Raw genomic sequence first — 12,705 nt, forward strand, 5'->3', positions numbered from 1 at the left:
AGCCGCTTGTATTGGTAGAAACCTTTAACGATGGGCGTCAATCAAACCTTCGGCCATGGAAAGAATGCGCTCCATCGTGGTTGATACCTCGACGGGAGCATAACCCGTCCCCCCAAACTCGCGATGGCTCAAGTCGGCAATGCGAATTGCCGTTCCGCTAACCTCTGCTCCGAAGCGACCGAGATCGTCGTCGGCTGTGCCAGCATCGCGAAACTGATGGGCGATGAGCAGGGCCAGAACATTTTCCAATGCGATGACCCGGCTGGTCAGGGAGTGGTTCTGGTCAATCAGGCGATCCATGATCTGCGCCGCCAGATCTAACCGTTCCTCGAAACTAATCTGCATGGCTCGTCCTTTCACGATGGGCGGCAGAGCCGCGTTTCAAGCCGCTCAAGCAACCCTGCCGTAGCGCATGCCCTGCCCGCCATAGGCGTAGTTGCTTTCATCTGCTAGTTTGAACTGCGCCATCATAGCCTTCAGCTTGTCACTTTCAGAGGCCAACGTGGCTGCAGCTGCGCTGCTTTGCTCGACCATTGCCGCGTTCTGCTGCGTCGTCTGGTCCATGGTATTGACGGCGCTGTTGACTTCGGTCAGCCCGGTCGATTGCTCACGTGAAGCGGTAGAGATGGCAACGATGTGGTCGTTGATGTCGACAATCAACTGACTAATGCTGCGCAGTGCACCGCCCGTATCGCTCACCAACTTGACGCCGCTTGCCACTTCGGACGTGGAATTGTGAATGAGATCCTTAATCTCCTTGGCAGCCTTGGCGGAACGCTGCGCAAGCTCGCGCACCTCCTGCGCAACCACCGCGAAGCCGCGACCGGCTTCACCCGCGCGCGCTGCTTCGACGCCTGCATTCAACGCAAGCAGATTGGTTTGGAAGGCGATCTCGTCAATCACACTGATGATATTGGATATCTTGGACGAGGAATCCTCGATACGGCTCATGGCATCGACGGCATGCGCCACAACCTCACCAGATTTCTCTGCGCTCGATTTGGCGTCCGATGCCACGTTGCGGGCATCCTGTGCACGTTGTGCGGAAGCACCGACATTGGACGTAATCTCTTCGAGTGCCGCGGCCGTTTCTTCAAGGTTCGCCGCCTGAGCTTCAGTCCGGCGTGAAAGATCGGCTACACCCTGGCTGATCTCCTGGGTGCCATTGCGGATCAATTCGACGCTGGTGACAATCTGCGTGAACGTATCGCACAATTGGCGAACGGAGCGATTGAGATCGTGGCGCAGGAATTCGAATTCCGGCGCAAAGGGATCGTTGAGCTGAAAAGCAAAATCGCCCGAACAGAGCCGTTTCAGACTATCGCCCAGCGCAGCAACCGTCTGCACGCGCTTCGTCACATCGGTTGCAAATTTAACGACCTTCACCACCTTGCCGCTGAGATCAAGGATGGGGTTGTAGGAAGCGGCAATCGTTACGACCTGACCGTCCTTGCGTACACGCTTGAATTCGGCCGCCTGATACTTGCCCTCGGAAAGCTCTCTCCAGAACTGATGGTATTCGGGGCTGGAGGCGTACTCCTTGCCTACGAACATGCTGTGGTGGCGACCCTTGATCTCCGCCAGACTATACCCCAACGTATCCTCGAAATTCTTGTTCGCGGACATGATCTCGCCATCGACAGTGAACTCGATGATTGCCTGTGAACGGCTGATCGCAGCGATCTGAGCCGCGTAATCGAGATTGAGCACACGCTCCTTGGCATCGGACCATTCAACCACGAAACCGACGGTCTTCGAACCTTCCCGCAACGGCGTCACCTGAAGATCAAACATGCGATTGCCGACGCGGATGGTCGCGCTGTGCCGTTTAGTGAGCGCAGCCAGCATATTGCGCTGATGGGATGGGGTCTTATGAAAGACGTCGATGTTACTGCCAATCAGCGTCGCCACCGAAAACTTCGGGAGCTCCTTCTTAAGATCTGACTCGGCTTCTTTGAGTAGATCGACGACGGCAGGATTCATGTACATAATATTGAGCTTCGCGTCAGCAATCATGACGTTGGCCTTCAATGCATCAAGGGCCAGTAATTTTGCATGCGCTTTGGAATTCAATAGTCCCTGAAGCCCCATATCGCCATCCTCTATAGCGTCCACATTTGCAAAACGAGTGCCCTTGAGCGCTCTTATGCAAACCAAAATATATACAGATTACGAATGAAATCCTAATTATGGGATTGAATGTATATCTTTTTGCATAAAAGGCCGACCTGCCGGCGAACGACTGTCAGAAAAGAGATATATTTATTCAAATAGGATCAGGAAGAAGCGCAATCACCAGCTTCTCCCAATTTCAGCGAGATAAGCTTGGAAGACGCTTGTTCAAAGTCTGCAACATGTTGAAAATACTGGGTAGCCTCAACATGCGGCACCTCGGCGAACCCCGGTCCACCCAGCCACAGCAAGATCTCGCGCGGAAGGTTACGCCGGAGTTCCACGACGCGAGCTTCCATGACTTTGGCGCGCGCCATGAGACTGCTCAGACAAACGATCTGTCCTCGGTAATGACGACAAGCAGCCGTGATTTCTGCCACCGGCAGGTTCGGCCCAAGGTACAGAACATCGAGACCACAATGACGCCCAAGAAGCGCAATGAGCAGCGCTCCGATTTCATGCATCTCGCCTTCAACGGTGGTGACGATTGCACGGGGTGCGCCTGGTCGCGGCGAAGGCGCCCGTTCCAAACCATTTGTCAACAAACGGCGGATCTCAACGGAAGCCATATGTTCGGCGGCGATGGCAACGCTTCCCTCGGCCCAACGCCGGCCAACTTCTGCCATCAGCGGAACAACGATCCGCTTGGCGAACTCCACTGCACCAAGGCTGTCGAAGCGTGCCTGCAAAAGAGCACTCATCCGTTGTGCATCGAGCCGCTCTATAGCGGCCAGGATGTCGTAAACGCCGAGCACCAGCGTATGGGACTCAGCGATATCCAACAGCGCCGCTTCGCTCAGATGGATGATCTGGCCGATGCGATATCCCGCATCCGTGCACAATTTCAGCACCCGCAACCGCTCCACCTGCTCAACGGTGAAGAAACGACGGCCGGTTTCCGTCCGTTCCGATAACTCTAAGGAGTAGCGTCGCTCCCACGCGTGCAAAACGAGCTTGGTGATCCGCGCCTTGCGCAGACCTTCCGCAAACGAAATGACACCAGGATCCTGCTGCTTTCGCCGGCTCATTGCGGCTTCCTTACCCTCGTACCCAGACAAGCGACCTCACTCTAGCTGAAAGAGGCCGCCACAATGCCATCGCTTCAATTATGTAGCTTTGTCATTTGTTAAAGACAACTGGTAGCGCAGCAGCGAAAGATGACCGTTGACGGGCAGGGAACGGTCAGGAAAACGCAGCGCCTTTGTTGCGCGAGGCGTGAGATTCTTCAGTCGCTTGTTGCAGACGCTTATGCTCATACATGGCCATATCGGCCCGCTTGACTACAGCTTCGATCTTCTCGCCATCCTCGCTCGTCGCGCTGCCGAGGGCGATGCTGAGAGGCGCGCTTGAATAGAACTGGTTATTGATTTTCAGGAGCTCGAAAATCGTCTCACTCATGGCCTGCGCGACTATCCGATCGGCACCTGGCATGAGAACGGCAAATTCGTCGCCACCAATGCGTGCCGCATGGTTGGGCCGCGTCACCGCGCCTTCCAAGACTTCGCCCATTCGCCGCAACAAAGCGTCGCCGGCATCGTGCCCCATCTGGTCGTTGGCGTCTTTCAACCCGTTCAAATCGATCATGATGATGGACACTGGCCGCAATGTCTTGCGCTCCAGCCGGTTCAACTCGTCGATGTAGAAAGAGCGATTGTAGAGCTTAGTCAGAACATCATGGCGACCGAGATATTCGAGATAGGCCTCTGCCTTCTTTCGTGCGGTGATGTCAGTCAGTGCCACTTGCACCAGCGACCAGTCATCCTCATGCCCTGGCAGCACGGAGAATTGCAGCAGAAGATATCGCTCCGAACCATCCAAGGCATAGTTGACGACCTCTCGCTGGTGAAAGAGGTTGCCGTTCCACAATTCGATCAACTGCTCGCGGAAATGCTTTTCCATTTCATCGCGGAAGATATCGCTCGAACGTTGCAAAAGTGTCTTGCGATCAGGGGCGCAAAACAGGTCAAGTGTCGCCTGATTAACCTCCACCACGCGGATCTCGCTCATGCATTGGCGCACGAACTCGGGATGAACGTCCGTAAAGATCCGCAAATCAGCAATGTCGCGATCGCGCAATTCATCCATGAGATACTTGATGTGGCTGAAATCTTCGACCCATAGCGATACGGGCGAATGCTCAAAGATGCCTTCAGCGTACTGCCTATTCTTACGCTCACTGCGGCGGGCTTCCTCGCGATCGGTAACATTCTCCGTGGTGACAAGGAGGCGGGAAAGATCTTCCTCATGCCCAGGAAGCACCACTCCCCGCAACTGAATATCGAGACGCTTTCCGGATAGTGAGTAGTTCACGCTTGCGCCGGAAAATTCGAGCTTACCGTCCCAAAGCGCCACGAGCTCGTTGACATGGCTCTCCCACATCTCATCGCGAAAGACGCGGCTCATGTTGGCGACCAGGTGTTCCCGGCTATCGGCTTCAAACAGCTCCAGCGTCTTGCGGTTCACGTCAACAACACGAATTCGCGATGCACATTCACCCACACGTCGACGGTCTTCGCTGAGATGGGCGAGAATATCCGTTACACCTTCCGACCGCCAAAGATCGAACAGTGCCTTTACCTCGCTGAAATCTTCCAGCCACATCGCGATCGGCGCGAGGGCGAAAATGTAAGAGTCGGAATGGTCACTCATCATTTGATGTCTCTAATGGAAATACCGACAAGTTCGTCGGTTATTAGACTCAATGAATTACGCTAATGGTAGCCGATAGGAAAAGATACCCTTATGGAGCGAGACTGATCAATTGTCAGTTTTAGCGGAACTCGCCGTCATATCTCCAATGATCCGTGAAGTTTGATGCGCCCCGTCGAGGTGCATATTCATTGTAGGCGGCGAGCGCAGCATGGCCGCCCGTTGCAATGCATCAGCCACGGCCTCACCCGACAGATCAGCTTCCTCTACCACGATGGCCAATCCCATTTCCTCCAGCTTCTGCGCCCGCACCGTCTGTTCCGTCTCACCTCCGGAGGCGAAAGGAATGAGAATGCTGGCGCAGCGGGCGCGCAACAGGTCACACACGGTATTGTAACCCGCTTGGGAAATCGAAACCTCGGCTTTTGGCAATAGATTGGGAAAATCCGGCCGGAACCGAAAGAGCGAGACATTGGGAGGCACACGTGCCCCCAGGGTCTCAAATTCCAATTGCGGCAGGTTTGGTCCAGTGATGACGCACCAGCGCCGTTGATCACCGAGCAATTGTTGAGCATCCAGAGCCGCATTGATCAGTGCGCCGCCAACCGCCCCCCCGCCTGCGGAAACGACAACATCGAAGTGATCCGTCGATGGCTCCGGTTCGCCGGGTGCAACGAGACCGGTGTAGAAGACCTTGTCAGCAATATCTGCTGCAAGCGGAAAAGTTTCCTCCAACCGCACGAAGCTCGGATCTCCATGCACGAGGATGCCATCGAAATGGACCTTGATGTGGTCGACCGTCTCCTGATCGCGACCCGGCTTACGGTTCTCCTGGAGAATGTCGCGCACGGAAGAAAGAAGGAGCGGCCTTGGTGACGCCTTGCTGATGGCATCGAGCAGCGGCAACAACTCAAAACGCATCTGGCGGCGACCGAAGGGGAACGCCTCGATCAACACAACATCCGGCTGCTGATCGTGAAAGACCTGCAGCAATCGCGCCGTCCGTTGCGCTTCAAAAGTCGCATCCACGGGCGTTCCGTCTTCTTGGGCCAAGCCGGAAAAGCTGCTGCTGGATGCCAGCACAGTCGGCAGCTGCACATGCCGAACGCCCGGCTTCGGAAAGCCTTCAATGCGGCTTCCGCCCGTGACGAGGGTGACCTCCATGCCTGCCGAAACCATGGCTTCGGCGATACGGCTGGCGCGCACGAGATGACCGATGCCAAGGAGGTGCTGCACATAGAAGAACACACGCAATGCAGCAGGAGAACCGAAACCGTCAGTCATTCAGGCCGTCCTTCGTAAAGCTCGCCGTGAACAGCCGCGCAAGATCGCGGATACTGTTGTGATAGTCGAATTCGCTACGCACCTTGCCCTCCGCTGCACCACCAAGGGCAATACGCAAGGAGGGGTTTCGAATGGCCTTCTCCAGCGAGGCAGCGAGTGGATCCGGCTGCTCGGAGGGAACCAGCAGTCCGTTTTCGCCGTTGGAAAACAATTCAGTAATGCCCGATACGGTGGTCGAGACGACGCAAAGTCCCTGGCTTGCTGCCTCTACCATGACGTTTGGAAGTCCATCACGATCGCCATCAGCCGTGACACGACAAGCAAGCGCGAACAGGTCGCTTTCGCGGTAATGCTGCAGAACATCGCGCTGATCCATTGCGCCCTTCCAGGTGATACGATCATCGATGTGCAGGCGCTTTGCCAGCTCTTTCAAGCGTGCCAGTTCATCACCGCCACCGATATGCGTGAAGCTCCAGGCAAGTCCCTCAGGAAGCCGGGCAAGCGCCTCAAGCAGCACGTCATACCCCTTCTTTTTGACGGCTCGTCCGACGCTAAGAATACGAACAGGGTTAGCTGCATCGGAACCATCACGAGCCGGACGTTCGTCTTCGAAATGGGGGAAGCGATCGAGATCGAGCCCATGATAGCTGAGATGCACATTGTTCCGTCCACGCGACAGGTCGGTCAGATGATCAAAGCCGGTGCGCGTGCATGTGACGGCCCAGTCGGCATCCGCGAGCTTCTCCTCCAGCTCCCAGGCCGGCGACGTCCAGATGTCTTTCGCGTGCGCCGAGACAGTCCAGGGCGCCTGGCGCATTAAGCTTGCATAGCGCGCAACAGATGCGGGCGTATGGATGAAATGCACATGCAGCCAGCCAGCATCCTTAGGCCATTCTGCAACAAGAACGGCGGCCTGACCCAATCGACGAAAGCGGTTGCGCGAGACATCCCGCTTCAGGTCCTTCAAGAAGGCCCGCCAGGCTGCGCTGAAACCCTTCAGCTTGCGGACTTTCCAGAGCGCGCTCACAACCCTGAGCGGCTCCTCATGGAGGTATTCCGGCAAATACCAGACGCGCGCCTTGATCTCCTCATGGACGGGATGGCGCTTCTTATCCGTTGGACGCCGCATCGCAACCAGTTCCAGCGGAAAGCCGGCGCGTTCCAGCCCCAGCAACTCCTGCGCGATAAAGGTTTCAGAAAGGCGCGGATAGCCCTTCAGAAGAACGAGGATCTTTTTCATTTTGGTACGATCGGATTACTTTTGCACGACGGAGAGACCGTGCTCTTCCTTGCGCTCGAACCAGTCGGACACGATACGCGAAATATTCGGCAGGCCTTCCAGCAGCATGCCCGGCGCACTGACCGAGGGCGGATCACGCTTCAGCAAGGCCTTGATGGCTTCCGCAAAGCGCGGACTATCCGCGGATTCATCCGCAGACAGCATGCTGACCAGCCCGAGTTCTGCGGCGCGCGTCGCGCGGATCAGCTGCTCCTCGCGGGGTTGCGTGCGGGGCACGATCAAGGCCGGCTTGTCGAAGGACAGGATTTCGCAGTAGGTGTTGTAGCCGCCCATGGCAACCACGGCCTTGGCGCCGGCAATGCGGTCTTCCATGCGATTGTCGAATTCAAGAATTTCCAGGTAAGTGTGGCCTTCGCAGGCCTCCTTGAAATGGGTTCTCTGTTCAGCCGACATATAGGGACCGAGCACGATCACGGCCTTCTGTGTCAGAGTCGGATCCGCATTGTAGGCGGCAATCACATCGCGCACGAGGTCGGCCCCGTCGCCCCCGCCGCCAGTGGTCACCAGCAGATAGTCATCCTTGTCTAACTGCTGCGCTGCCGTATTCGTAGCAGAGGCGCTGCGCTGCAGGAAGCCGACGAAATTCATCTTCGAGCGAACGCTGGGCGGCGTATCAATGCCGGTCAAAGGGTCGTAGAAATCCGGCGGGCCGTAAACCCATACATCATCGTAGAGTTGGCCGATCTTGCGAAGCACGTCATTGCGCCGCCATTCGGCCTCCAGCAGGTGCGGAGCGTCCATGACGTCGCGCAGACCGAGGATCAGCGTGGTACCACGCGTCTTGAGGTAGACCAGCGTGTCCTCCACCTCGCCACGCAGGCCGAGCGGTTCCTTGTCGATGATGAAGATATCAGGCTCGAAGGTTTCCGCCGTGTGGCGAATGATCGACTGGCGCATCTTCATGGTTTCATGAAGATCGATGTGCCGGTCCATGGATGTATATTCGCCATTGCGAAGCTTGATCACGCTCGGGATCTTCACGAAATCCACGCGCGCACGGTAATCGAAAGCGCCGGCAATCGTGGCGCCCGATATGATCAGGACGTGAAGTCCGCGATAATCTTCCACCAGCGAGTGGGCAATCGTACGACACCGGCGTAAGTGGCCGAGCCCGAACGTGTCGTGGCTGTACATAAGGATACGGGCGTTGTCGAGGCGTCTCGGCATGCTCTAGAATCTCCTTGAAACACCAAGTGCCGGAAAACGCCCCCCGCGCAATCCGTAGGCCTTACTTATAGGGGTCAGCCGCATCTCTAAGCCCATCTCCCAGAAAATTGAAGGCAAGGATGACGAAAATGACCGGGACGACCGGTAAGAGAAGCCAGGGATAAAGTGCAACGATGCTGACTGTTCTGGCTTCAGTCAGCAGCACGCCCCAGCTTGTGATTGGAGGCCTGAGACCGAGACCGAGGAAGCTCAACGTCGTCTCGCCCAGGATCATGCTGGGGATTGTCAGAGTGGCGCTGGCAATCAGATGCGACATGAAGCCCGGGATCAGATGGCGGCCAATGATGCGGGCGCTTCCTGCCCCCATCAACTGCGCCGCCAACACATAATCCTCCTCGCGAAGTGAGAAGAGTTTGGAACGTACTGCACGTGCAAGCCCCGTCCAGTCGAGCAAGCCCAGAATGAATGTGATTCCAAGATAGATCAGCAGCGGGCTCCAGTCCGCCGGCATAATGGCGGCAAGCGCCAGCCAGAGCGGAATGCTAGGGATAGAATGCAGCATCTCAATGACACGCTGGGTGACCAGATCGAACCAGCCGCCCCAATAGCCGGCCAGACCGCCGATGATAATGCCGAGCACGAAGCTGGTCGTCACGCCCAGAAGGCCGATAGTCAGCGAAATGCGGGCTCCGTAAATGATGCGGGAGAGCATGTCACGGCCCAGGCGATCGGTGCCCATCAGGAACATTTGGCCTTCCTTGGCGGGGCAGACGAGATGCAGATCGCTCTTCACCATACCCCAGAAATGATAGTTTTCGCCACGGCAGAAAAAGCGGATTGGTTGTACCTTGCTCGTATCTTCCGAATAGACACGTTGCAGCGTCACCATGTCGAGCTTCATCGACATACCGTAGACGAACGGGCCGACAAAGCTGCCTTCGTGGAAGAGATGTACGCTCTGCGGCGGCGCATAGATGTAATCCATGTGCCGCGTATGGACGCGGTAAGGCGCCAGAAACTCCACGAACAGGATCATCACATAGGCTGCAATCAGCAGGATACCTGAGATGAGCGCGGGCTTGTGGCGACGAAAGCGCCACCACATCAGCCGTAGCTGCGATGCCTGGTCCAGGTCTGATGTGCCGCCACGATCGGTTTCGACAGCATAGGGGTCGAACGGTTCCTGTCGGACAAAATGCGTCAACGAAGCGGGCTGCACATTGTTTTCCAAGGTCACTTGGTGCTCCCTCCCCGCAGACGAATGCGCGGATCAAGCAGCGCCAGAGCAATATCGGATACCAGCACCCCGATCACCGTCAGGAAAGCAAGGAACATCAGGAACGATCCCGCCAGATACATGTCCTGGCTCTGGAGAGCGCGGATCAGCATCGGCCCGGTGGTTTCCAGAGACAGGACGACGGCGGTGATCTCAGCACCGGAAATGATGTGCGGTAGTACCGAGCCGATATCCGAGATGAAGAAGTTCAGCGACATGCGCAGCGGATATTTGATCAGGACACGGAAAGGGTGAAGCCCCTTGGCGCGCGCCGTCATGACATATTGCTTGTGCAATTCGTCCAGCAGATTGGCGCGCACGCGCCGTACCATGCCGGCGGTACCCGCCGTGCCGATGATGATGACAGGAATCCAGATGTGCTCCAGGATGGACTTGAACTTGTCCCAGCTCATAGGCTCGTTCAAGTATTTCTGGTCCATCAAATGCCCGATGGACGTGCCGAACCAGATATTGGCGAGGTACATCAGCACCAGCGCCAGCACGAAGTTCGGTACGGCGAGCCCGATCAATCCGAGAAGCGTCAGGCCGTAATCACCCCAGCTGTACTGGTGCGTTGCCGAATAGATGCCGATTGGAAAGGCGATCAGCCATGTCACGATGATCGTGACCGTCGAGACCAGGATGGTCAACCAGACCCGGTCGCCCACAACATCCGAAACTGGCATGCGATATTCGAAGGAATAGCCGAAATCACCCTTCAGCATGCCGCCGACCCAGTTGAGGTAGCGGATAGGCTCCGGTTGATCGAAACCGTAGCGTGCACGCAACTCCTCGATCTCCTGCATATCGGCCTTTTCGCCGATCGCCTTGAGTTCCTCGACATAGCTTTCGAAATAGTCACCGGGCGGCAATTCGATGATGGTGAAGATCAGCATCGAGATCATCACCAGCGTCGGGATCATCACCATGATGCGCCAGAGGATATAGCGGATCATTTCCCCGCCTCCTTGTCGAGCCAGAAGGTGTCGGGCATGTAGACGCCAAGAAATGCCGTCGGATCGAAGCCGTACAACGCCTTTTGCGGCACATTCCGCAGGCTTCGCGCCGTTACGATCGGTTGCAGCGTGGCGTTGACGATCCCGATGGTGAAGACCTGATCGGTGAAAATGTGCAGCATCTCGTGCCAGATCCGGGTGCGTTCCTCACTGGATGGCGCCCGACGCCAGGCTCCCATGAGATCCTGTAGTGCAATCGCTTCGGCCAGATCCGGCGGCTTACCGTCGTGGCCGTTTGAGAGGGCGTAAAGCCCCCAGAGTGGCCATTGCTGCTGATCATCGCTGGTGGGGGCGAGTTCACGCGGCGACATGTCGGGTGTTGGAACGCCGTTATCCAGCCCCGGGCCAACGGTCATGATCGTATCGCCACCCTTTATACGGCGGCGCAACAGTTCCCGTTGGGAGATATGGATGAAGATCTTCACCCCGATCTCCAGCCAATGATCGTTCACCAGTTCAAGCACGTCGGTCTCGAAGGCGTTTTCACCACTGCTTTCCACGATGATCGTCATTGGTCGACCATCAGGCAGCAGGCGTATGCCATCCCAGTTGCGCTTGGTCAGGCCCACCTCATCCAGGAGCGCATTCGCCTTATCCAGATTGAGATCCGCCCAGGCCAGCCGGTATTCGTCACGGTACAGCGGGCTGTCCGGAAGGATGGCATTGCCGCTCTTCTGGCCGAGGCCATAGAAGACAGCCTTGTTGATTTCATCACGGTCGATCGCCAGCGAAAGTGCACGCCGGACACGGACATCCTGGAACAGACCGCGCCAGACGGGGTCCTTGCAATTGAGATTGGGGATCAGCGCCATGCGCGATCCTTGAGTCCGCTTCCATAGATCGACCGTGATCGGGTAGCGCTGTTCGGCGCTTTTCAGGAAGGTGTAGTCGGAAAAATCCAGATTGGTGACCTGCAAATCACTTTCGCCAGTCCCGGCCTTGGCGGAAATGATTCCGGGTGAACTGACGTCGAGCAGTACGCGGTCGATATAGGGCAGTTGCTGGCCCTTCTCGTCCACCCGGTGGAAATACGGATTGCGCTCGAAGATGAACTGGCCGGAAGGTGGCTCGGTTCTGTTGCACCAAGGATCGAGCGTTGGCAGGGCCGGATTTTCGGGACGCACGACGCGTGATTTCAACTGGTGGAGAGCCACCCAGTCTTCTACCCGGCTTTTTGCCACAAGTTCCGCCAGCTTTTCCGGCGTCTGGTACTTCGGGTGAAACTGCTTGAGATAGGCGGCGGGATGCATCAACCGAGTCGGCGAGGGCGAGGCTACATCCGCCAGAAAGTCCGGATTGGGATCTTCCCAGGTATAGCGCACCGTCAGGCGATCCAGGACCTCGAATTTCGGGGCCTTGCCATCCACCTTGAGGCTAGCTGGAATGCCGCCCTTGTAGAGCTTCTTGTTGAGGAACATGTCCTCCCAGACATAGCGGAAGTCTTCCGTGGTAAACTCGCTGCCGTCGGACCAGCGATGACCATCGCGCAGGCGGAAGGTGAAGATACGCTCCTCCTTCACCTCGAAGCTTTCGAGAATATCCGTCTCCAGTTCCAGCTTCGGATTGTAGCCGATCAACCGGCTGTAGCCATTGATCGGCATGTAGCGGATATCGCGCTGGCCGCCGATCAACATGCGGATCGTGCCACCCAGGCGGCCCGGCGCCTTGTCGCCTTCCAGCTTCACCACGCGCGGCACCTTGGGCAGACGCTGATCGATAGGCGGTAGTGGTTCCTTAAGATCCGGCCGGCGCACATAGTCGGAATCGACATAGGCTGCGAGAACCTGATGCGGCACCATGGTTCCGGCGAGAAGCGCAAGCGCCTGTCGGCGTGTGATCAC

General features: G+C 56.9%; 10 protein-coding genes. All 10 read right to left on the reverse strand.

Annotation, left to right across the window (positions count from 1 at the left end):
* Positions 1-24: 24 nt before the first annotated feature.
* The 10 genes from Q2T52_RS12530 to Q2T52_RS12575 all read right to left on the reverse strand — a co-directional run bounded on the left by Q2T52_RS12530 (position 25) and on the right by Q2T52_RS12575 (position 12,705).
* Positions 25-345 carry a hypothetical protein gene (locus Q2T52_RS12530; protein WP_302077073.1) on the reverse strand — a complete coding sequence of 107 codons (321 nt, stop codon included), beginning with the start codon at positions 343-345 and terminating at the stop codon, positions 25-27.
* 45 nt (positions 346-390) lie between these two features.
* The gene (locus Q2T52_RS12535; RefSeq protein WP_367187305.1) at positions 391-1,911 is read right to left on the reverse strand and encodes a methyl-accepting chemotaxis protein; all 1,521 of its coding nucleotides are present in this window, start codon (positions 1,909-1,911) and stop codon (positions 391-393) included.
* A 365-nt stretch (positions 1,912-2,276) separates the two neighbouring features.
* Positions 2,277-3,200 (reverse strand): MerR family transcriptional regulator, encoded by a 924-nt coding sequence (locus Q2T52_RS12540; protein ID WP_302077075.1) that lies wholly within the window; start codon positions 3,198-3,200, stop codon positions 2,277-2,279.
* A 154-nt stretch (positions 3,201-3,354) separates the two neighbouring features.
* Positions 3,355-4,821 carry a sensor domain-containing diguanylate cyclase gene (locus Q2T52_RS12545; protein ID WP_302077076.1) on the reverse strand — a complete coding sequence of 489 codons (1,467 nt, stop codon included), beginning with the start codon at positions 4,819-4,821 and terminating at the stop codon, positions 3,355-3,357.
* Positions 4,822-4,929: 108 nt separating this feature from the next.
* On the reverse strand, positions 4,930-6,105 hold the full coding sequence (locus tag Q2T52_RS12550) for a glycosyltransferase family protein (RefSeq protein WP_302077077.1): 1,176 nt from the start codon (positions 6,103-6,105) through the stop codon (positions 4,930-4,932).
* A complete protein-coding gene (locus Q2T52_RS12555; RefSeq protein ID WP_302077078.1) occupies positions 6,098-7,345 on the reverse strand; it encodes a glycosyltransferase family 4 protein in 1,248 nt (415 codons plus the stop codon). The genes Q2T52_RS12550 and Q2T52_RS12555 overlap by 8 nt, the downstream gene beginning before the upstream one ends.
* Positions 7,346-7,360: 15 nt before the next feature.
* On the reverse strand, positions 7,361-8,572 hold the full coding sequence (locus Q2T52_RS12560; RefSeq protein ID WP_302077079.1) for a glycosyltransferase family protein: 1,212 nt from the start codon (positions 8,570-8,572) through the stop codon (positions 7,361-7,363).
* A 61-nt stretch (positions 8,573-8,633) separates the two neighbouring features.
* Positions 8,634-9,803 (reverse strand): ABC transporter permease, encoded by a 1,170-nt coding sequence (locus Q2T52_RS12565; protein ID WP_302077282.1) that lies wholly within the window; start codon positions 9,801-9,803, stop codon positions 8,634-8,636.
* A 2-nt stretch (positions 9,804-9,805) separates the two neighbouring features.
* Positions 9,806-10,804, reverse strand: a complete 999-nt coding sequence (locus tag Q2T52_RS12570) for an ABC transporter permease (RefSeq protein WP_302077080.1) — start codon at positions 10,802-10,804, stop codon at positions 9,806-9,808.
* On the reverse strand, positions 10,801-12,705 hold the full coding sequence (locus tag Q2T52_RS12575) for an ABC transporter substrate-binding protein (RefSeq protein ID WP_302077283.1): 1,905 nt from the start codon (positions 12,703-12,705) through the stop codon (positions 10,801-10,803). The genes Q2T52_RS12570 and Q2T52_RS12575 overlap by 4 nt, the downstream gene beginning before the upstream one ends.

Origin of the sequence: Rhizobium oryzicola (assembly GCF_030504645.1) — a bacterium.
Lineage (GTDB): Bacteria > Pseudomonadota > Alphaproteobacteria > Rhizobiales > Rhizobiaceae > Neorhizobium > Neorhizobium oryzicola.

What these genes read in the sequence shown, in the direction of transcription:
- Q2T52_RS12545 (WP_302077076.1), bottom strand. Translation starts at nt 4,821, where the DNA reads ATGAGTGACCATTCCGACTCTTACATTTTCGCCCTCGCGCCGATCGCG.
- Q2T52_RS12550 (WP_302077077.1), bottom strand. Translation starts at nt 6,105, where the DNA reads ATGACTGACGGTTTCGGTTCTCCTGCTGCATTGCGTGTGTTCTTCTAT.
- Q2T52_RS12540 (WP_302077075.1), bottom strand. Translation starts at nt 3,200, where the DNA reads ATGAGCCGGCGAAAGCAGCAGGATCCTGGTGTCATTTCGTTTGCGGAA.
- Q2T52_RS12530 (WP_302077073.1), bottom strand. Translation starts at nt 345, where the DNA reads ATGCAGATTAGTTTCGAGGAACGGTTAGATCTGGCGGCGCAGATCATG.
- Q2T52_RS12560 (WP_302077079.1), bottom strand. Translation starts at nt 8,572, where the DNA reads ATGCCGAGACGCCTCGACAACGCCCGTATCCTTATGTACAGCCACGAC.
- Q2T52_RS12570 (WP_302077080.1), bottom strand. Translation starts at nt 10,804, where the DNA reads ATGATCCGCTATATCCTCTGGCGCATCATGGTGATGATCCCGACGCTG.
- Q2T52_RS12555 (WP_302077078.1), bottom strand. Translation starts at nt 7,345, where the DNA reads ATGAAAAAGATCCTCGTTCTTCTGAAGGGCTATCCGCGCCTTTCTGAA.